Consider the following 19,119-nt stretch of genomic DNA (forward strand, 5'->3'; position numbering starts at 1 on the left):
GCCGGCCATACCATCGCCCTTGGTCACCAACGTCAGGGTGAGAAACATTTTCGATGGCCCGTTGTCGTCCGACCAATCACAGGCAGGACCTGTCGAGGCGCTGCGAGGCTTTCCAGTCGCGCTGATGTTCAGAGCCTGTAGCTGGGCCACCCCCAGCATCGAGCACGGATCCTGCTGATACTTGGACGTATCCAACGCCTGCGGAACCCGAGGGGCGCCGCCCGCGCCCGAACTGGCACCGGCCGAGAAGCTGGGTGTCGTCGGAGGTGCGTCTCCGGCGACGGACGGAGAACATGCGGTGAGCGTCAGGGCTGCCAGAAGGGAAGCGGACACCACAGCACGTTCCCGAGCCACTACTCCTCGCGCCCGGCACATCTCAACCGCCCGCCTTCATCGTCTTGATCATCTCAGCGGCGACGGTCTGCGCACGACCACACGGATTGTTGAAGTCAGCAGGCTTCTCGACACCCGTGTTGAACAACAGCTGAACCTCGTAAACAAGCTTCTCGGTGACTCCGATGCTGATGTCACACATACCGTCGGGGCGAGAGTCAACGGAGCGGCTAGCGATAACGGCCGGATAACCCTCGATCTCGATCGGCTCAAACACCTTGTAGGTGCCACGCCGACTGTAGAGGCCAGGAAGGCCGTCGCCCTTGACGATAAACGTACCGTGAACCGACATTTTCGAGGTCCCACCGCTGTCCGGCCACGCACAGCCAGGTCCCTGGGTAGCGCCGTTCGGCTCACCCGGCTTGCTGATGCGCAACAGCTGAAGCTGCGCGGGCGTCAAAACGCCGCACGGATTCTGCTGGAACTTGGCGGTGTCCAACGGCTTGGTGACGGGAGGAGCGCCTGACGAACCGGCACTGGTGGAAGCGCCCGGCCCGCTTCCCCTGCCCGCGGGTTCGGCTTTCCCCGTTGTCGGGGACGAGCAACCGGCGAGCGCCGCCGCCAGGAGAACTCCCGACAAAACCACAGTCCCCTGCCGCATCGTCAGACTCGCTTCTGCCGCATCGAGGACCGAGCCGAGTCCTCCGCGTTGTCGTAGGACCTCATTGCAGCATTCAGACTGTCGATCATGTTTTGGATGTCCTGCTGGTACCGCTTGTTGGCATCGGTGTGGTTCTGCACCAGCTTCGGCCCCATCTGCTCGGCAGCTGTCGGACTGTAGGGATCTGTTCCCGGAGCGGGGAAGTTGTCAGCACGCGCGGCCTCGACCAGGGCGAGGTTCACCATCTCCTTGGCCTTCTCCAGCTGCTCGATCAGGCTGGGGATGGCGTCGCGGTCGATCGTGTAGCCCACCGTGCCGCCCGAGGCGCCGGCCCCCGCAGCCGCCTTGGCTACGGCACCGGCGATGCCGCCGACCGCGGCGCCCACACCCGACCAGACACCACTGACCAGATCAGCCATGACACTCTCCCCCAGACGTACGCGCCACAGGCATCCTGCCGTATGACTCCGGGCGAGAACCCCTGGTTCCCGAAGAACGTGCATGTTTCCCGCGCGGGGCGTGCCCGCCGAACCATGATCGGTACCCTCCCAGGTGAGATCACCTGGGGGGCGGGATGTCGACGGGTCCGACGCATGCCATCAGCGGCCTCGCGGCGTGGGCGGGGGTGACCGCCCTGGCCAGCGGGCACGCGATCGGCGAGCTCACGCCCCAGGCCTGGGTGGTGGGGGCCGCGCTGGCCTCCGGGGCGGCGCTGCTGCCCGACATCGACCACCCCTCCTCCACGGTGGCCCGCACGTTCGGGCCGTTCAGCCAGGCGGTCTCCGGTGTGATCAACACGGTCAGCGGGTGGACCTACCGGGCGACCAAGACCAGAAAGGACCCGAAGCGGGACGGCGGGCACCGGGGTCTCACCCACACGGTGCTGTTCGCCCTGGTCGCCGGGCTGGTCACGACGGCGATCGTCCAGGCGGGCAACCGCTACGCCCTGCCGGTGCTGATGTTCGTGTTCTGCGGCCTCGCCGTGCGCGGGCTGATGAACGAGTGGTCCCCCAAGCGCGACGCGGTGGCGATCGCGGTCGCCTCCGGCGTGCTGACGCTGGCCTGCCTGCGCTGGGTCGTCGAGGCCCCGGAGAACGCCGCGGCAGCCGGCATCGCCGTGATGATCGGGTGCGTGGCGCACTACCTCGGCGACGCGATCACCGAGCAGGGCTGCCCGATGCTGTGGCCGATCCCGATCAAGGGCAAGACGTGGTTCCCGGTGGCCCCGCCGAAGCCGATGCGGATGCGGACCGGCGGCGCGGTGGAGCTGTCGCTCGTGCTGCCGGGGCTGACGCTGCTGGCGGTGTACCTCTCGGCGGCCGCGTTGCAGCGCACCGGCGCGGTCCCCTGGCTGGGGTTCGACCTCCTCGGGTGGCTGCCGGGCGCGGCGGCCTCCTCCTGACCTCGTCCACCGGAGTCCACCTGAGTCCTTCGGAGTCCTCCGGAGTCCTCCGGAGAGGTGGCCCCACACCCCGCCTCTGGTCGGTAGTGTCGGGTTCATGCGGTTCGCCGGGTCCCGCCCCGTCCCCATGCTCGCCACCGCCGTGGCCGGCCCCCTGCTCGCGCTGGCGCTCTCCGGGTGCGGCGCCCTGGACAGCGCCTCGAACGCGGTCGACAAGGCCCAGCTCTGCACGCAGGCGATCAGCGCGGTGACCGGCTTCAACCCCAGCCTCTCCGACCCGCGGCGCAGCGTGGACGAGGCGCAGCAGAAGGCCGACGAGCTGCGCCAGCTCGCCGACAAGGCGGCCGACGCCAACCTCCAGCGGGAGCTGCGGGAGATGGCCGACTCGCTCGCCCAGCTCCGGGTCACCGACGTGAACCCGCAGAACATGGCGGCGTGGGCGGACCAGAAGGTCAAGCAGCTCGACGACCTCCGCCGGTCCTGTTCCTGATCACCGTATCGGGCGAGCTGTGACCGGGGCCACCGCCTTCTAGGCTGGGCCGAGGAGGTGGTCAGCGATGCACGCGACCGTGGGCGACCGGATCCGGATCAAGGGCCGCATCGTGGGGATGCGCGAGCACGTGGGCGAGATCGTCGAGGTGCGGGGCTCGGAGGGCGAGCCACCCTACCGGGTGCGCTTCGACGACGGCCACGAGGCCCTCATCTTCCCGGGCCCCGACTGCCTCATCGAACAACGCGGCCCACAGGACTGATCCCGGCGCGACCGGGGTGTGATCCCCGCCACCTGCCCCTACCCTGAGGTCGCGGAGGTGGTCAGCGATGCACGCGACCGTGGGCGACCGGATCCACGTGAAGAGCCGTCACGTCGGCGAGCGGGAACAGGTGGCGGAGGTCCTGGAGGTCCGGGGTCAGGGCGGTGAGCCGCCGTACCTGGTCCGGTACCAGGACGGGCACGAGGCGTTGGTGTACCCGGGCGCGGACTGCGTCATCGAGCAGCGCAGACCGGAGGACTGACCGGCCCGGTCGACCGGGCGGCGCTCCTCCCCAGGCGGCGCTCCGGGCGGGGTCGCCCCGAGCGGGAGACCCACCCTCGGTGAGGGTTCTCAGGGCGTGAGCCCGACCCCGGTGCGCGCGAGCCCGGAGCGCTCGCGGCGCCCGTGACGCCGACAGTGCTCGGCCGCGGTCCTCCCGCTCACCGCACCTGCCCTGGTCACCAGGGTTCCGCGAGCAGGGCGTCGAGCTCGGCCCGGAACAGCAGCTCGCCGTCCACGCCCATCGGCGTCAGGTGGCCCGCGATCTCCAGGCTCACCATGCCGTGCAGCCTGCTCCACACGGCCAGCCCCCTGCGCAGCACGGCCGCCGGCAGGTGCCCCGCGCCCTGGCGCTCGCCCCACGCGCCGAGCTGGCGGTCCAGCGCCGACCGCCTCGGCCGCGCCGCCAGCTCGGGGGGCGCCAGCGCCGCGAGCACGTCGAGGATGGCTGCCATCGAGCGGTGCGCGGCGTTGACCGTGTCCGGCGGCGCGACGTAGCCGGGAACGGGCGTGCCGAAGAGCAGCAGGTAGCGGTGGGGCTGGGCCAGGGCCCACCCCCGGAAGGCCGAGGCCACCTCCCTGAGCCGGGTCGCCGGCGCGCGACGGGCCGACTCCCGCGCCGCGCCCTCCACCGCGTCGGCCAGGTCGTGGTAGGCGTCCCTGATCAGTTCCGTGAGCAGCTCGTCCCGTCCGGCGAAGTACCGGTAGAGCGCCGGTCCGGTGACCCCCATCCGCCGGGCGATGGAGTTGACCGAGACCCCGGCCGGCCCCGACGCGGCCAGTTGCTCCAACGCGATCCGCTTGGCCTCGGCCCGTGTCTGCTCCCGGTACCGCTCGCGCGGTGTCCGTGCCTGGTCGGCCACGTCCGACCTCCTTCCCGCTTGACAGCCGACGCTAACACCTTCACTCTTGCGTTAGAGGTTCTAACAAACGCAAGAGGACATCATGGAGGCGTGGATGCGGTCGGTCGAGGTGGTCATGACGGGTCGGGGCGGTCCCGAGGTGCTGGACGTGCGCGAGCGCGACGTGCCCGCGCCGGGGCGGGGCAGGGTGCTGGTGCGGACCGAGGCCGCCGGGGTGGCGTTCTCCGAGGTGCAGATGCTGCGCGGCCGATACCTCAACCAGCCGCGGTTCCCGTTCGTGCCGGGCTACGACCTGGTGGGCCGGGTGGCGGCCGTGGGCGAGGGGGTCGACGCGGCGCTCGTCGGCCGGCGCGTCGCGGCGATGACGCGGTTCGGCGCGTGGTCGGAGCTGGTCGAGGTCCCCGCGCGGCATCTCGTCCCCGTGCCGGAGGAGGTCGACGCGGGCGAGGCGGTGGCCCTGGTGACCAACGGCGTGACCGCGTGGCAGATGGCGCACCGGGCCGCTCGCGTCAAGGCCGGCGACACGGTGCTCGTGCAGGGCGCGGCCGGCGGCGTGGGCACGCTGCTCGCGCAGTTCGCCGGCGCGGTGGGCGCCCGGGTGATCGGCACGGCGTCGGCCGGGAAGCACGACGCGCTCCGCGAGCTGGGGGTCGAGCCCGTGGACTACCGCGGGGACCTGGCCTCGGCCGTCCGGCGGCTCGCTCCCGAGGGGCTCGACGCGGTGTTCGACCACGTCGGCGGCCAGGGCATCCGCGCGCTCTGGCCGTTGCTCCGTCGGGGCGGCACGCTCGTGAGCTACGGCTCCAGGTCCACCCTGAAGGACGAGGGGCACCCGTTGCGGCCGTACCTGCCGTTGGCGGCGCGCGTGCTCGCCTGGAGCCTGCTGCCCAATGGCCGGCGGGCGAAGTTCTACTACGTCCGTCCCACCGCGACGTTCCGCTCCGACCTGAAGACGGTGCTGTCCCTGCTCAGGGACGGGGAACTCGACGCAAGGGTGGCCCACCGGCTGCCGCTGGACCGGGCCGCCGAGGCGCTGGGCCTGCTGGTGGACGGCGGGGTGACCGGGAAGGTCGTGCTCGACGCGTGACCCGGCCGGACACCGTGGCCCGCGCCCGAAAATCGGTGATCACGGTGAGGGGCGGGGAAAGGCGGGAGCGCCGCGCCACCCTTCGTCCGTCCACAGTGGACTACTGGACCGGGGGCCGCCCGGTGGCGGGTGCGCGCACCCGCCACCGGAGGGCTCAGCCGAACAGACCGCCCTGGATCGTGACGGCCACGACCACGATCGCCACGCCCAGCGCCGAGTACAGCACCACGTCCACCACGCGGCTGCGGATCGCCAACAGGCCGAGCCGCTCCTGCGGGAGGAACACCCGGAGGCCGGCCGCGAGCAGCATCGCCGCGCCGATCAGCAACGAGCCCTTGCGCCAGTGCGCGGTGGACACGAAGCCCATCCCGACCAGCACGACGAACAGGACCAGGGCGAACGGCAGGTGCCGTCGGTCGACGGAGCGCTCCCTCGGGGTCACGCCAACCCTGCGGCCCGCTCCGCCGCCTCCACGACGTTGGTGAGCAGCATCGCCACGGTCATCTGACCCACGCCGCCCGGCGTGGGCGCGAGGAAGCCGGCCACCTCGCGGACGTCCGGGCGCACGTCGCCGACCAGCCCCTCCTCGGTGCGGGTGATGCCGACGTCGAGCACGGCCGCCCCCGGCCGGACCATGTCCGGCGTGATCAGCCCGGCGCGGCCGGCCGCCGCCACCACGATGTCCGCCCTGCGCACCTCGGCGGCCAGGTCCCTGGTGCCGGTGTGGCACAGGGTCACCGTGGCGTTCTCGCTGCGGCGGGTGAGCAGCAGGCCCAGCGGGCGGCCCACGGTGACGCCACGCCCGACGACCACCACGTTCGCCCCGGACAGCGGGACCTCGTACCGGCGGAGCAGCTCGACGATGCCGCGCGGGGTGCAGGGCAGCGGGCCGGTCTCGCCGAGCACCAGCCGGCCGAGGTTGACCGGGTGCAGGCCGTCGGCGTCCTTGGCCGGGTCGATGCGCTCCAGCAGCGCCCCGGTGTCCAGGTGGCCGGGGACCGGGAGCTGCACGATGTAGCCGGTGCACTCCGGGTCGGCGTTCAGCTCGTCGAGCGTCGCCTCCACCTCGGCCTGGCTGGCGTGGGCCGGCAGGTCGCGCCGGAGGGAGGTGATCCCGATCCGGGCGCAGTCCCGGTGCTTCTGCCGGACGTAGGCGTGCGAGCCGGGGTCGTCGCCGACCAGCACGGTGGCCAGTCCGGGGGTCAGCCCGCGCTCGGCGAGGGCGGCGACCCGCTTGCGCAGGTCCTCGTAGATCGCTGCCTTGGTGGCCTTGCCGTCGAGGATGGTGGCGGTCACGGCCCCCAATCGTGCCAGGCGCCGTCCGGCGCGGTGGACGCCAGCCCCCACGACGCCCGCGCCACGGGGCCGGACGCGGAGCGCGGGTCAGGACGAGACGCGGGAGACGCGGCCAGGAAGGACCGCGAGGACGATCGCGACCAGCGTCAGCCCGGTCCCCACGAAGGTGGCGGTGTCCACCGACTGCCCGGGAGCCGGCACGAACACGTCGAGCAGGACCGCCCCGACGAGCTGGCCCGCCACCGACCCCAGCCCGAGCACCAGCACGCCGGTGATCCGCACGACCGCGGCCGCCCCGGCGATGAAGACGATGCCCAGCGGCCCACCGGCGTAGAGCCACCAGTCGGCGGGCGCCGCGTCCGGCAGGCCCCGCACGGCCAGGTCGACGACGAGCACGAGCAGCAGCGCGGCCGTGCCGGTCAGGAAGTTGACGAAGGCGGCGGGCAGCGCGGCCCCCGCCGCGCCGCGCACCCGGCCGTTCACGGCCTGCTGCCAGGCGAGCCCGGCCCCGGCCAGCGCGGGCAGCAGCGCGAGCGCCCACCCCGCGGGGTCCCCGAGCCGCCCGGACACCGCGATCACGACGGCGACCACGGCGAGCCCCGCGCCCAGCACCCTCGGCAGGGTCAACGGCTGGGGGCCGGCCGGGCCGAGCCCCGCCCGGTCCACGGCGAGGCCGCTGGCGGCCTGGCCGGCGACGACGGCCACGGTGAACAACGCGACGCCCAGCGTGGCCACCGTCAGCCCCTGGCCGACGACGAAGAACGCGCCGCACACGCCACCCAGGCACTGCCACGGCCGCAACGAGCGGTCCCGCAGCGCGGCGCGCAGCCGGGTGAGGCCACGCCGTCCCCACGGCGAGGCCGGCACCAGGACGAGCAGCACGACCAGGCCGCCGCCGAAGGAGACGACGGCGGCCGCGATCCCGTCACCCAGCCGGTGCCCCAGTTCGCCGTTGACCCGGGACTGCGCGGCGATCACCAGGCCGATGCCCAACGCGGCCACCAGGCCGATCCCGCGGTGCGCGGCCCGGTGCCCCGGCTCCCCGGTGGCGCCGTCGTCGTCCACCAACACCGAGGACTCCCGAACGTGGCTCACGTACGAGCATCCTCCCGCACGGACTCGTCCGCCGGGCGCGGGAGCTTCGGCACCCGGCGAACGACGAGCACCCCGACCCACGCGGTGGAGGAGGCCAGCGCGACCGCGGCGGCGGGTCCCAGCCCGTCGAGCAGCGCTCCGGCCAGCGGAGCACCCACCGCCGCCCCGGTCGTCGCCGTCGTCGACAGCCAGCCGAAGGCCTCGGCCCGCCGGCCGGCCGGGGCCACCTCCCCCAGCCGGGTGTAGATCGCGCCGATGGCCGGGGCGATCGTCGTGCCCGACACGAGCAGCGCCGCGCCGAGCACGACCGGATGACCGGCCATCAGCGGCGGCAGGAACGGCGCGACCGCGAGCTGGCCGACGGCGGCCAGCAGGACCCGGCCGACCAGCCCCGGCCCGCCGCCCCTCGCCGCGTACAGGCCGCCCACGAGCGACCCGAGGGCCCACACCAACGCGAGCACGCCGGCCAGCCCCGGCGTTCCCCGGTCCCGCGCCCACGCGACGAGCGCGAGGTCCAACGCGTTGAACCCGACGCCCAGCAGGCCGTAGGCGGCCGCCAGGGGCAGGACTCCAGGCACCGCGAGCACGCCGCCCCGACGCGGCGCGGCAGATGCCGCGGGACGGGCGCCATCGGCGGGGTCGGCGTCGGGGCGCTCGGGCTGGCTCACCCCGGCCCGGCGCACCGACCAGGCGAAACCGAGCGAGCCGGCCAGGGCCATGCCGGCGCACAGCAGGACGGCGGCCCGCGCGCCCGACAACGACACGGCCGCGGCCGCTCCGACCGGGCCGGCGATGAACAGCAGCTCCTGCATCGCCGCCTCCATCGAGTAGACGGAGGCGCGCAGGCGTTCCGGGACCATGCGGGGGAGCACGACCCGGCTGACCTGGGTGGCCGGCGGAAGGAACAACCCGGTGGCCAGCGCGATCACCGGCCCGAGCCACCACAGCGACGGCGGGAGGAACGCCAGCGCGGCCAGCCCCGCCGAGTAGAGCACGCCGGTGATCACCAGTATCGGCGCGGACGGCCGGCGGTCGACGGCGCGCCCCCGCAGCGGCCCGGCGGCGCCCGAGCCCAGCGCGAGTCCCGCGCTCACGACGCCGGCCCACAGGTAGGAGTCGGTCCACCCCGCGACGTGCAGCGACAGGGCGATGCCCGTGGCGGTGACGTGCAGCCGCGCGAGCAACGACCACGCCCACACCGAGGGCAGCCGGGGCGTCCTGAGCAACTCCGCCAACATCGCCCGCATCGGAAAATCGTCGCCCACCGCCGCCCGGAAGTCAGTCGCTTTTTCCCGCACAGCGGGACGACGGACGGACGAGGGGAGGCGAGGGGAGGCGAGGGGGGCGACGGGCGCGGCCGAGGATCAGTCGACCACCAGCCCATGGGCGGCCGCGAACGCGATCGCCGTCGGAAGGTCGACCCGCGCGCCGGCGAGCCGGGCCTGCACGAGACCGTGCGCGTCCACCCTGGCGCCCCGCAGGTCGGCCTCCTCAAGACGGGCGCCCAGGAGCCGGGCGCCGGTCAGGTCCGCCTCACGGAGGTCCGCGCGGCGCAGGTCGGCGTCGACGAGGTTGGCCTCGCGCAGCCGGAGCCCGCGCAGGTCCGTCCCCCTCAGGTCGGCCCCGCCCAGTCCGACCAGCGTCAGGTCCGCCTCGACCAGGCGCGTCGACCGCAGGCCGCAGTCGGCGAGGACCGACCCCAGCAGGCTGCACTGGCGGAACTCGGCCCGGTTCACCACGGCACTTCGGAAGGTGCAGCCCCGGAAAGCGGTAGCGATATGCCGCGAACCAGTGAGATCGGCCCGGCTGAAGTCACAGTCGGTGAACGCGCAGCCCCGAGTCTCCACCCCGGCGAAATCCGCTCCGGTGAAGTCGCACCGGGTGAAGGTCCGGCGTTCCCAGCGTTCGCCGGCCCACACGGTGTCCGAGAGGTCCTCCCCCGTGATCACGTCGTCGGTCACGCCTGCCACCCTGCCAGTGACCCCCGACACCGACCCGGGTGGAGATGGCGGGGATCGATCCCTGTCGTCCACCCGTTCGCACTAACGTCGCAACCCCGACTCCTGCCGCCGAGGCGGCACCGAACCGCGACCGACCCCGGGAGCCCGTCACCATGCACGAACCACCGCACCCAGACCAGCGGGTGGCAGCGCAGGACCCGCAGGAGGACGAGGACCGCACCGACGAGCTGCTCCAGGTGATCGGCGGCGGCCTGCTCGCCGCGGCCCCCGCCGGCTGGCGCCGGATCGACCTCAGGGCGCTCATGGCGAGCACCGTGCACGACCTCACGCTCACCGTGGTCATGGAGGACGGGACCACCCCCGCCTTCGCCCCGCCGCCCCAGGTCGTCTCGGCCGCGACCGACCTGCGCCAGCTCATGTACCAGCCGGGGCTGGGGACCTGGTTCTCGATGCGGTACACGATGGACCCGCCCAGCCAGTTCCACGTCAGCTTCAACTTCGAGCACGACCCGCTCTGGGACCCCCCGGTTCCCCCGGCGGTGTTCGCCCAGGATCTGGAAGCATTCCCGCGCGACGACGAGCACGTCCCGGGGTGGCTGCGGGCCCGGCTGGCCGGCGCGCGGGAGGCTGCGCCGGCGCCACCGGCACCGGCGGCGCCGACACCGGCCGCCACGCACGCCGCGCAGGGCGCTTGGCAGGAGGACGCGAACCGATGACGGGCCCCAGGCCGCTGAACCCCGTCGACCAGGACCAGTTGTTGCAGCAGACCACGGTCCAGCTCGTGCACACCCTCCCCCCGGGGTGGGAGGAGGTCGAGATCGACTACCGGGCCGCCGGCCGGTACGTCGAGATGCCGGTCACCGTCCACTTCGTCACCGGCGCCACGCAGAGCTGGAACCCCCCGCCCGAGGTCGGGCAGCGGTTCGCGGAGCTGCGGGCCGGCATGTACCGGCCGGGCAGGGGCACCTGGTTCAGCGCGCGGTTCCAGCTCAACCACCCCGACCGCTACTCCATCCAGTACAACCGGACCGACGAGCCGAGCTGGCACGGGCAGCCGCCGCCCCCCGCGGCGTTCGTCGACGAGCTGCGGTTCTTCCCCAGGGACGAGGAGAACACCCCGGAGTGGCTGCGGCAACGCGCCGGGCAGCTCCGGCAGCCCCAGCCGCCGGTCCCCCCGGTGGCCCCGCCGCCGGCGGCCCAACCCGGTCCTGGCCAGATCGGTCCTGGCCAGGTCGGCCCTGGCCAACCCCCCGGCCCGGCGCAGCCCGGTCCCGCGGGAGGCCCGCCGATCACGCCGGAGGAGGACGCCACGCTGCGCCGGCTGCGCCAGCGGCTCGACGAGCTGGGCGTGCCGCCGACCGCCTATCGCGTCGGCGGCGCTGCCGAGCGGGCGTGGTGCCTGATCAGGGAACCCGCCGGCTGGCTGGTGTTCTGGTCAGAGCGCGGCGCCCAACTCCATCCGGTCGGCTTCGACACGGTCGACCAGGCCGCCGCCCAGCTCGTCGGCACGCTCCTGCTGTCCCCGGTCCCGGGTGAGCCCGCCCCGCCGCACCCCGCGTCGGTGGGGGCGCCCCAGGGCATGTCGGCGCAGGGCGGGCAGCCCGGAGTGGGGCAGCCGGTCCCGCCCCCGTCCCCCGCCCTCCAGCCGGGTCCGGTCGCACCGGGTCCCGTCCAGCCCGGCCCCGTCCAGCCCGGCCCCGTCCAACCTGGCGCTGTCCAGCCCGGCCCCATCCAACCCGGCGCTGTCCAACCCGGCCCAGGGCACCCGGCTCCCGGCCCGCAGGGACCCGCGCCGGTCCAGCAACCGAGCGCGCCGCCGGCGCAGCACCCGCAGCCCGCGCCCTCGTCGGACGCCACGGCGCCGGTGGCGGCGTTCACCCCGCTGCCCGACCAGGCGCCGAACGGCCAGCGGGCCGAGCCGCCGGTCGCCGGCCAGGAGCCGGCGCCCCCTTTGGAGGCGCGCCAGCCGGAGCCCCCGGCCGAGCCGGAGCCGGAACGCCCCTCGGAGATCACCCCGTTGCCCGGCGAGCCGCCGTTGACCCTGTTCCAGGACGTCACGCCCGGCACGCTGAGCGCGGGAACGGACGTCGATCGGTTCGGCACCCCCGAGGGCAACCTCACCTACGCGGCGGGCACCCCCTTCCCGCACCGCTCCCTGCCGGCGGACTGGGTGTCCCGCGAGTACCACGTGTACCGGGTGATGCGCCCGGTCCCGGTGCTCAGCGGCGTCGCGATCCCCTGGTTCGGCCAGCCGGGTGGGGGCACCGCGCACGTCCTGCCGAGGTCCATCAAGGAGCTGCTGGACGACGGGAGCCTGGCGGAGATCCCCGGGCGCGCCGGGCCGAGCGGCGACGACGCCGCTGGAGAGGAGTCCGGGTGACCTCGCCCCAGCTCACCGAGGAGGAGCAGCTCGCGCTGGAGCAGCGGTGCTGCCGGCTGCTCGCGCGGGTGCTGCCCGCGGACTGGCGCGAGCTGCACTTCCAGCTCGTCGCGGTGCACACGGCCGACGCGCACGCCTACGAGGTGACCAGGGCCGACGGCGAGACCGTCGCCGGACGGCTGCCCGACGAGGTGTGCCAGGTCCTCGGCGAGCTGCGGGAGCGGATGTACCAGCCGGGCAGGGGGACCTGGTTCTCCGTGCTGGGCTGGCTGACCCCGCCCAACCAGGCCCGGCTGCGGTACGAGTTCGACGAGGAGCCCGCCTGGGGCGACCAGGAGCCGCCGGCCGCGTTCTACGCGGCCGACCTGGAGCGCTTCCCCAGGGACCCGGCCGCGGTGCCGGACTGGTTGCGGGCCAGGCTGGACGAGGCGTCCCGTTCGGCGTCGCCCGCGCCGGCGGCGCCCGTCCCGCAGGCGCCCGTCCCGCAGGCGCCCGCCCCTCCGGCGCCGGTCACGTCGGCGCCCGCGCCGCCGGTGGCCGTCCCCGAGCGCGGTCCGCTCGACGAGGCCCAGCAGCAGGCGCTGCTCACGAGGATCGTCGACGAGCTGCGCCCGCTGGCCCCCCCGGGTTGGGAGCGCCTGCGGATCGTCGCCCAGGTGGTCGGCTACCACGGCGAGTTCGGCATGGAGGTGGTGGGCGCGGACGGGAGCGCGCACCGCGTGGACGTCCCCCGCCCCACGGCGATGGCGTTCCTCCGCCTCCGGTCCGCGCGGTACGAGCCGGGAGCCGGCACGTGGTTCCGGATGCGGGTGCTGGTCAGGGCCAACGGCGAGCTGAGCGTCGGCTACGACCACGAGGAGGAGCCCCGGTGGGGGCGGCCGCCGAGCGCGGCGGACGTCGCCGACGAGCTCCAGCTCTTCCCCCTGCCCGCCGACCGGGTCCCCGCCTGGTTGTCCCGCCTGGCGTCGTCGCAGGAGGGCGTGCGGGGCCACTCCGGCGCGGACGAGCCGCCGGCCGGCCAGCCCTCGGCCCGGGACGGCCGGCGCGAGGAGGCGTCGGGCGAGCCGCCCCGCGCCGCCGAGGCCGCGCCGGGCGAGGACGTCCCGCCGGACGCGGGCTTCGTCACCGAGCCGCTCCCGGCGATCGGGGCGGACGGGCCGGCGCACCGGGGGGACGCGGACCGGTCCCACGGCCGGCAGGACCACGGCGGCGGCCGGGCGTCCCACTCCGCCGAGCCGCTCGGCGAGCACGATCGCGAGTCCCCCTCCGAGCACGGGGCCGACGAGGCGGCGGCGCACCACGCGGAGCCGGTGGCGCAGCGGCCTCAGCCGGAGCCGGCCGACTTCGGCACCCAGCCCCTGCCCGCCTTCACCGCGCCGAACGCCGACGCGGGCGGCGAGCCACCCCGGTCGCGACGCAACCGGCGGGTGGAGCTTGGCGAGGAGCAGCCGGGGGCGTTCCGCTCCCGGGAACCACGCGCGGAGCAGTCGGGCGCCCACAGCGCCGAACCCGACGTGGCCACGCACGTGTTGCCGGCGGGGGTCATGCCCTTCGCCGGGGAGCAGGGCGGGTCGGCGTCGGGCTCCGAGCCCGACCACCACGGGGGTCAGCCGGGCCGGTGGCAGCACCCCGTCGAGGAGCGCGAGCGGGAGCATCTCCGGCCGCACGACCGGCAATCCGCCGCTCCGCGTGGCGCGCAGGGCCGGTCGGACGTCGAGGGCCACTCCACCGAGTTCGCCGACGGCGACCGGACGCGCCAGCCGTTCCCCGGCGAGGAGCGGTCGGCCCGGCACGAGCCGCCGGCCGACGCGTTCGCCGCGCGCGACCAGCACGCGGAGGTCCCGGTCGGCCTCGGCCCCTTCTCCGGAGCGGGCCAGGACGCGCCGACGACCTTCACCGCCCCGCCGATCGAGCGGGTCAACGGCTTCACCCCGCCCGAGGGCGACCGGCACGACGGGGTGGACCGGCGCCCTCAGTCCACAGTGGACGACTTCTCCGGGCGGGAGCGGCTGTCCGCCGGCCCGACCCCCGTCCCGTCGGAGGCGGCGCCCTCGGCGGCGCGTGACCAGGGCCAGGCCGGGTCGTGGCGGTCGCCGGAGACCGAGCTGCTCCCCGCCCCCGGGGGGACCGACGCCGCCACGCGGTTCGACCGTCCGGCCCGGCACGCCGACGCCGGGGTGACGGACGGCGGCCCGGAGGGCGGCCGGAGCACGCGGTCCCGGTTCGTGGAGCCACCTCCCGCGCCCGTCGCGGAGCACGTGCCCCACGTCGCCCACGGGGGCCACGCCCCGTCGGAGGTCGCCCCAGGGCCGGCGCCCGGTCCGGCCGCCGCGGGCCAGGAGCCCGAGGCCGACCCCTGGCCGACGTACCCGCTGCCGGGTGAGCCGCCGCTGCGGTTGTACCGGGACAAGCGCGTCGCGACCCTCCCGCCGGACACCGAGGTCGACCGCTTCGGCGGGGACGGCGGCAACGTGGTCTACGCCGCGGCCACCCCCTTCCGGCAACGCTCGCTCCCCCGGGAGTGGGCGAACCGGAGCTACCGGGTGTACCGGCTGCGCCAGTTCGTCGAGGTCGTCACCGGGACGGCGGTGCCGTGGTTCGGCCAGCCGGGTGGCGGCACCGCCTACGTCCTGCCCAAGGCGGTCGACGAGCTGCTCGCCGAGGGCGTGCTGACGGAGATCGACGCCGCCACCACCCCGCCGCCGCGGCCCCGCCCCACCGCGCCACACTGATCACCACGTCCCGTCCCGCGCTCCCACCGCACCCCCTGAGGACACCCGCGATGCCGCCGTCGACCCAGCAGATGGTCGAGCAACAGGGTCTGCTCGACCAGATCGCCCAGACCCTGGCGCGTTCCGCGCCCGGCCAGTGGCGACACGTCTCGGCCGAGTTCCGCACCGTCGGCCGGCACGTCGAGCTGTCGACCACGGTGGCGCTCCCCGAGGGGGGCACCCGCCCGCTGCCGCCGCCGGTCCAGGTCGTCGAGATGTGCGTGGTGTTGCGCCGCAACATGTACAGCAGCGGCACCGGGAGCTGGTTCACCGCGCGCTTCCTGGTGACACCGGACGGTCGGATGACCAACGAGTTCGACTACGACACCGAGCCGAAGTGGCAGAACCCGCCACCGCCCACCGCGTTCGGCGAGGAGCTGCGGGCCTTCCCCCGGCCGCCGGAACGGGTTCCGACGTGGCTGCACGAGCGGGCCGCGGGGACCCCGCCACCGCCGCCCCGGGGCGCGGGCGCGGGCACGGTGCCGCCACCGGGCCGCCCGCCGGCCGAACCCCCGCCGTTCCGGGCCGCGCGCACCTTCGACCGCCCCGGCCCGGACGGTCGGCCGACGGTGCAACGCCCCCCGGTGCCGGCGGACCTGCTGCCCAGGATGCTCGACTACCTGGAGCAGGCGCCCGTGGTGGACTCGCTCGACGGGTTCGACACGGACCTGCTGGCCCCGGAGCGGACCGAGGCGGTGCCGCTGGTCTTCCACACCGACGGCGTCTGGGTGTGGCCGGGCGCGGTGGCGTACTACCTGCGCCAGCACCGGGTCCCGCCGGACCCGGGCCTGGTGGAGCACATGGTGCGGCGCGGGTTCGAGCTGCCCGAGGTGGACGCCGCGACCGAGGAGGCGGCGCGGGCGCACCTGCTCCGCCTGCGCGGCGCGGCGCCCAAGCCGCCCGCTCCGCCCGGACCGGGGCCGATGGGTCCGGGCGGCTCGGCCGGCCCCACCGACAGTTCTCCTCGGCTCCCGACGCCCCCTGCGCCGGCCCCGCCGCCTCCGGCCGAGCCACCCGCGGCGGCCACGGCCCTGGTCACCCCCCTGGACGCCGAGCCGGAGCCGTCGGCTCCCGCGTCCACCGACGCGCCCCAGCCGACGCGCCCGCCGGCCGAGTCGGCGCGGCCCGCCCCGCCCCCGGATCTCCGGACCTCGGCCGCGCCCCCGGACAGCCCGCCCACCGCCCAGGAACCGCCGACGGTCCTGGCCCGCCCCGACGGGGTGGACGCGCCCGTCGAGGCCACGCAGTGGATCGCGCCGGGACAGCAGCCGGCCACGCCCGCCGAACCGCCCCCCGCCCACCGGCCGGCGACCGCCGTGCCGGCGCGGACGCCGGCGACCTCGCAGTGGATCGAGCCCGGCCGCAGGAGCGAGCGCACCCGGCAGCTCCGACGCCGCGTCGCGCCGGCGCCGCTCGGTTCCGCGGTGCTGCGCGAGCTCCAGCGGCTGCTGGTCGTGTTCGACGCCGACCCGGCCGCGTACCGGCTGAACGCCAGCGAGGACGGGGCGTGGTGCCTCGTCCGCGAGAACGACCGCTGGGTGGTGTTCCGCGCCGACGCCGGCGAGCGGAGGGACGTCGCCGAGTTCGCCGACTGCGAGCCGGCGGCCCGGTACCTGCTCGGCGCGGTGCTCAGCGACATGGCGGGGGCGGCGGAGGCGACGTCCCCCGGCGGGCGGGAGGCGGGACGCGACGCGGCGGCCTGGCCCGAGGAGGACCCCGACCCGGTGCGCTGAGGCCACCCGCCCGGCGTGCGGACCGCCGAGGGTCGACACTGACGGGGGTCGGCGTCGCTCGGGGGAGCGGAGGTGGGGACAGTGTCCGACGAGCCGGAACGGATGAGCCCCGAGGCCGAGGAGCTGACGCGCCGACTCATGGGGGCGGTCGGCGCGGAGGCCCCGACGGACTGGGCGGAGCTGCGGCTGGTCTCCCGGCGCGTCGGCCGGTTGGCCGGCGACACGGCGCACGTCGTGCGGCAGCGGGGAGGGACCACCCAGTTCCACCCCTCCCCCGCGTGCGCCGACCTGGTCGACCAGTTGCGGTCGGTGATGCACAACCCCCGGCGCGGGACCTGGTTCACCGCCCGCATCACCCTCGTCCGGGGTGGTGAGCCGACGGCGGCGTTCGACAGGGACCGGGAGCCGGACTGGGAGTCGCCGGTCGGCCCCGACGTGTACCGGGAGGACCTGCGGGTCTTCCCGAGGGCTCCTGAGCACGTGCCCGAATGGCTGGTCCGCAAGGTCGGGCTGCTCAGGACGACGCAGGAGGAGCCGGCGCCCGCGCCGTTCCGCAGGGCGTTGACCTTCGACGGGGTCGACGCGACCGGGCGGCCCGCCGTGGACCGCCCCGTGGTGCCGCCGGGGGACCTGGGGCCGCTGCTCAACTACCTGAGCGGCGCGCCGGTCATCGGCGCCTCGGGGGTGACCGAGGTCGACCAGCTCGCGCCGCACGCGCCCCAGGTGGTCCCCGCGACCTTCCACACCGACGGCACGTGGATCTGGCCGGGCGCGGTCGTCTACTACCTGCGCCAGCACGGCGTCCCGCCGCAGCCGGAGCTGGTCGAGCACGCGCGCGCCCGGGGGTTCACCGTGCCCGAGGTCGAGGAGGCCACGCTGCACGCGGCGACGGTCGCGGTGGGCGGGCGGGTCACCGCGCCGGCGTCACCGTCCACTGTGGATGACGACACCGTGGTGCTGGAGGTGCGGCGGCGGCTCGCCGGGTTCGGGGTGCCGCCCCACGCCTACCGGATCGGCGAGACGGCCGACAACGCCTGGTACCTGATGCGCAACGCGCACGACTGGTTCGTGGGCCGGTCCCGCCCCGGCGAGCTGCCCCGGCAGCTCCGGTTCACCGAGCTGAACGACGCGGCCGCGTTCCTGCTGGGCTCCGTGCTGCTGGAGCTCGCGCCGGCGGCCGCCGAACCGGCGCCGGTCGCCGGCGCGCGGCACGTGGTCGCCCAGCAGATCGAGCCGCTGCCCGGGGAGCCGCCGCTGGAGCTCTACCGCGACCTGCGACGGATGGTGCTGTCGGTGGGGACGGAGGTGGACCGGTTCGGCTCGGCCGACGGCAACGTCCTCTACGCGGCCGGCACCCCGTTCGCCTGGCGATCGCTGCCCCCGGACTGGGCGGACCTGCCGCATCACGCCTACCGGGTGCAACGTCCGGTGGAGGTGCTGGCCGGCACCGCGATCCCGTGGTTCGGGCAGCCGGGCGGCGGGATCGGCTACGTCTTCCCGCTGCCGCTGCGCGACCTGGTCACGGACGGCGTGCTGCTGCCGTTGCGGGACTACCCCCGGCCGTAGCGCTCGCACATTGTCCTCAGTGGACACAGATCTGTCCTCAGTGGACGCTTTCTTGCGCTCGGCTCTTGCGCTCGGCGCGCGCCGCGAGCCACCCGGTCGCTGGTGGCCGCCGGAAGGAGCACGCGTCTCCGGAAGGAGCGTCCGTCTCCGGGTGTTCTCCCGGGGACGTCGACGTCAACGCTGACCGGCACGCCGAGCTGGTGGACGAGGCCGCCCGGCGGGGCGGGCGGGTGGTCTTCCCCGAGCTGTCGCTGACCGGTTACGAGCTGGACCTCGTCACGTCCGCGCGGGACCGGGTGGCCACGGCCGTCGCCGACGCCCGACTCGCCCCGGTCCGCCGGGCCTGCGCCATGGGCGGCGTGGTCGTCGTGGTCAGGGCTGTGGTCCCTGGCGGCTCTGACCTGCGCCTCGCCTCCCTCGTGTCCGGCGGTGACGGCGAGATCGTCACGACGTTCGCGAAGAAGCACCTGCACGGCCGGGAGCTGGAGCTGTTCCGCGCGGGTGAAGGGACGACCGTCGTCGACGTCGACGGTTGGGCGCTGGGCATGGTGATCTGCCAGGACGCGGCGATCCCCGAGCACGCCGAGGAGGTGTTCGCGGCCGACGCCGGACGTCTCCGTGGTGAGCGCGCTCGACGGCGCGGGCACCGAGCGGCGCAGGGACGACCACATGCGGGCACGTTCCTCCAACCGCGGCCAGTGGGCCGTGCTCTCCACCCACGCCGGTGACACCGGCAAGATCAACACCACCGGGGCAGCGGCGTGTGGGGCCCAGCGGCCGCGCGGTCAGCCGTGCGGGGGTGGGCGCGCCGGATCTCGCGGTGGCCACCCTGCGCCCGACGACGGGTGAACGCCGGCGCTACCCGCGCTGTCGGTGCCCTCGGGTTGTCTGTGCACTCGGGGTTGTCTGTGCACTCGGGATTGTCGGTGCTCTCAGGTTG

General features: G+C 75.1%; 20 protein-coding genes. 11 read left to right on the top strand and 9 right to left on the bottom strand.

Going from position 1 to position 19,119, the window contains the following annotated elements; genetic code table 11:
- The 3 genes from LX15_RS33685 to LX15_RS26370 all read right to left on the bottom strand — a co-directional run.
- Positions 1-375, bottom strand: a 375-nt coding sequence (locus tag LX15_RS33685; RefSeq protein ID WP_372502796.1) for a DUF3558 family protein, incomplete at its 3' end; no start/stop codon positions are given.
- A gap of 1 nt (position 376) precedes the next feature.
- Positions 377-994, bottom strand: coding sequence for a DUF3558 domain-containing protein (locus LX15_RS26365; RefSeq protein WP_253672468.1), 618 nt, complete (start codon positions 992-994; stop codon positions 377-379).
- Positions 995-996: 2 nt separating this feature from the next.
- The gene (locus tag LX15_RS26370) at positions 997-1,413 is read right to left on the bottom strand and encodes a hypothetical protein (RefSeq protein ID WP_253672470.1); all 417 of its coding nucleotides are present in this window, start codon (positions 1,411-1,413) and stop codon (positions 997-999) included.
- Between the two features lie 155 nt (positions 1,414-1,568).
- On the opposite strand from LX15_RS26370, the gene LX15_RS26375 reads away from it, so the two are divergent.
- The 4 genes from LX15_RS26375 (at position 1,569) to LX15_RS26390 (ending at position 3,410) form a co-directional block, all read left to right on the top strand.
- Positions 1,569-2,396: a metal-dependent hydrolase gene (locus LX15_RS26375; protein WP_253672472.1), complete on the top strand. Its 828-nt coding sequence runs from the start codon at positions 1,569-1,571 to the stop codon at positions 2,394-2,396.
- 97 nt (positions 2,397-2,493) lie between these two features.
- Positions 2,494-2,886 (top strand): bacteriophage spanin2 family protein, encoded by a 393-nt coding sequence (locus LX15_RS26380; protein WP_253672474.1) that lies wholly within the window; start codon positions 2,494-2,496, stop codon positions 2,884-2,886.
- 67 nt (positions 2,887-2,953) lie between these two features.
- Positions 2,954-3,148, top strand: coding sequence for a DUF1918 domain-containing protein (locus tag LX15_RS26385; protein WP_253672476.1), 195 nt, complete (start codon positions 2,954-2,956; stop codon positions 3,146-3,148).
- A gap of 67 nt (positions 3,149-3,215) precedes the next feature.
- A complete protein-coding gene (locus tag LX15_RS26390) occupies positions 3,216-3,410 on the top strand; it encodes a DUF1918 domain-containing protein (protein WP_253672478.1) in 195 nt (64 codons plus the stop codon).
- A gap of 196 nt (positions 3,411-3,606) precedes the next feature.
- Here the strand turns inward: LX15_RS26390 and LX15_RS26395 are convergent, their stop codons facing one another.
- On the bottom strand, positions 3,607-4,290 hold the full coding sequence (locus LX15_RS26395; protein WP_253672480.1) for a TetR/AcrR family transcriptional regulator: 684 nt from the start codon (positions 4,288-4,290) through the stop codon (positions 3,607-3,609).
- A 94-nt stretch (positions 4,291-4,384) separates the two neighbouring features.
- Here LX15_RS26395 and LX15_RS26400 point away from each other — a divergent pair, with 94 nt between their 5' ends.
- A complete protein-coding gene (locus tag LX15_RS26400) occupies positions 4,385-5,377 on the top strand; it encodes a medium chain dehydrogenase/reductase family protein (protein ID WP_253672482.1) in 993 nt (330 codons plus the stop codon).
- Between the two features lie 154 nt (positions 5,378-5,531).
- On the opposite strand, the gene LX15_RS26405 is transcribed toward LX15_RS26400, so the two are convergent.
- From LX15_RS26405 to LX15_RS26425, 5 genes are all read right to left on the bottom strand, one after another.
- A complete protein-coding gene (locus LX15_RS26405; protein ID WP_253672484.1) occupies positions 5,532-5,819 on the bottom strand; it encodes a DUF3017 domain-containing protein in 288 nt (95 codons plus the stop codon).
- Entirely contained in the window at positions 5,816-6,673 is an 858-nt protein-coding gene (locus LX15_RS26410) for a bifunctional methylenetetrahydrofolate dehydrogenase/methenyltetrahydrofolate cyclohydrolase (RefSeq protein WP_253672486.1), read from the bottom strand. The genes LX15_RS26405 and LX15_RS26410 overlap by 4 nt, the downstream gene beginning before the upstream one ends.
- Positions 6,674-6,760: 87 nt before the next feature.
- Entirely contained in the window at positions 6,761-7,768 is a 1,008-nt protein-coding gene (locus LX15_RS26415) for a DMT family transporter (protein WP_308213524.1), read from the bottom strand.
- Positions 7,765-9,015, bottom strand: a complete 1,251-nt coding sequence (locus LX15_RS26420) for an MFS transporter (protein ID WP_253672488.1) — start codon at positions 9,013-9,015, stop codon at positions 7,765-7,767. The genes LX15_RS26415 and LX15_RS26420 overlap by 4 nt, the downstream gene beginning before the upstream one ends.
- A 117-nt stretch (positions 9,016-9,132) precedes the next feature.
- Positions 9,133-9,729: a pentapeptide repeat-containing protein gene (locus tag LX15_RS26425; protein WP_253672490.1), complete on the bottom strand. Its 597-nt coding sequence runs from the start codon at positions 9,727-9,729 to the stop codon at positions 9,133-9,135.
- A gap of 152 nt (positions 9,730-9,881) precedes the next feature.
- Here LX15_RS26425 and LX15_RS26430 point away from each other — a divergent pair, with 152 nt between their 5' ends.
- The 6 genes from LX15_RS26430 (at position 9,882) to LX15_RS26460 (ending at position 18,907) form a co-directional block, all read left to right on the top strand.
- Positions 9,882-10,445: a hypothetical protein gene (locus LX15_RS26430; protein ID WP_253672492.1), complete on the top strand. Its 564-nt coding sequence runs from the start codon at positions 9,882-9,884 to the stop codon at positions 10,443-10,445.
- Positions 10,442-12,109, top strand: a complete 1,668-nt coding sequence (locus tag LX15_RS32725) for a glycohydrolase toxin TNT-related protein (protein WP_301305299.1) — start codon at positions 10,442-10,444, stop codon at positions 12,107-12,109. Before LX15_RS26430 ends, LX15_RS32725 begins: the two co-directional genes overlap by 4 nt.
- On the top strand, positions 12,106-14,841 hold the full coding sequence (locus tag LX15_RS33285) for a glycohydrolase toxin TNT-related protein (RefSeq protein ID WP_308213525.1): 2,736 nt from the start codon (positions 12,106-12,108) through the stop codon (positions 14,839-14,841). The genes LX15_RS32725 and LX15_RS33285 overlap by 4 nt, the downstream gene beginning before the upstream one ends.
- A 50-nt stretch (positions 14,842-14,891) precedes the next feature.
- Positions 14,892-16,613, top strand: a complete 1,722-nt coding sequence (locus LX15_RS26450; protein WP_253672494.1) for a hypothetical protein — start codon at positions 14,892-14,894, stop codon at positions 16,611-16,613.
- Between the two features lie 72 nt (positions 16,614-16,685).
- The gene (locus tag LX15_RS33290) at positions 16,686-18,179 is read left to right on the top strand and encodes a TNT domain-containing protein (protein ID WP_253672496.1); all 1,494 of its coding nucleotides are present in this window, start codon (positions 16,686-16,688) and stop codon (positions 18,177-18,179) included.
- Positions 18,180-18,244: 65 nt separating this feature from the next.
- Positions 18,245-18,907, top strand: coding sequence for a carbon-nitrogen hydrolase family protein (locus tag LX15_RS26460; RefSeq protein ID WP_253672498.1), 663 nt, complete (start codon positions 18,245-18,247; stop codon positions 18,905-18,907).
- Positions 18,908-19,119: the final 212 nt, after the last annotated feature.

The organism is Streptoalloteichus tenebrarius, assembly GCF_024171885.1.
Classification (GTDB): Bacteria; Actinomycetota; Actinomycetes; order Mycobacteriales; family Pseudonocardiaceae; genus Streptoalloteichus; species Streptoalloteichus tenebrarius.

Coding starts and splice junctions, on each gene's coding strand:
- LX15_RS26365 (WP_253672468.1), bottom strand. CDS start 994: ATGCGGCAGGGGACTGTGGTTTTGTCGGGAGTTCTCCTGGCGGCGGCG.
- LX15_RS26370 (WP_253672470.1), bottom strand. CDS start 1,413: ATGGCTGATCTGGTCAGTGGTGTCTGGTCGGGTGTGGGCGCCGCGGTC.
- LX15_RS26375 (WP_253672472.1), top strand. CDS start 1,569: ATGTCGACGGGTCCGACGCATGCCATCAGCGGCCTCGCGGCGTGGGCG.
- LX15_RS26380 (WP_253672474.1), top strand. CDS start 2,494: ATGCGGTTCGCCGGGTCCCGCCCCGTCCCCATGCTCGCCACCGCCGTG.
- LX15_RS26385 (WP_253672476.1), top strand. CDS start 2,954: ATGCACGCGACCGTGGGCGACCGGATCCGGATCAAGGGCCGCATCGTG.
- LX15_RS26390 (WP_253672478.1), top strand. CDS start 3,216: ATGCACGCGACCGTGGGCGACCGGATCCACGTGAAGAGCCGTCACGTC.
- LX15_RS26400 (WP_253672482.1), top strand. CDS start 4,385: ATGCGGTCGGTCGAGGTGGTCATGACGGGTCGGGGCGGTCCCGAGGTG.
- LX15_RS26420 (WP_253672488.1), bottom strand. CDS start 9,015: ATGCGGGCGATGTTGGCGGAGTTGCTCAGGACGCCCCGGCTGCCCTCG.
- LX15_RS26430 (WP_253672492.1), top strand. CDS start 9,882: ATGCACGAACCACCGCACCCAGACCAGCGGGTGGCAGCGCAGGACCCG.
- LX15_RS32725 (WP_301305299.1), top strand. CDS start 10,442: ATGACGGGCCCCAGGCCGCTGAACCCCGTCGACCAGGACCAGTTGTTG.
- LX15_RS26450 (WP_253672494.1), top strand. CDS start 14,892: ATGCCGCCGTCGACCCAGCAGATGGTCGAGCAACAGGGTCTGCTCGAC.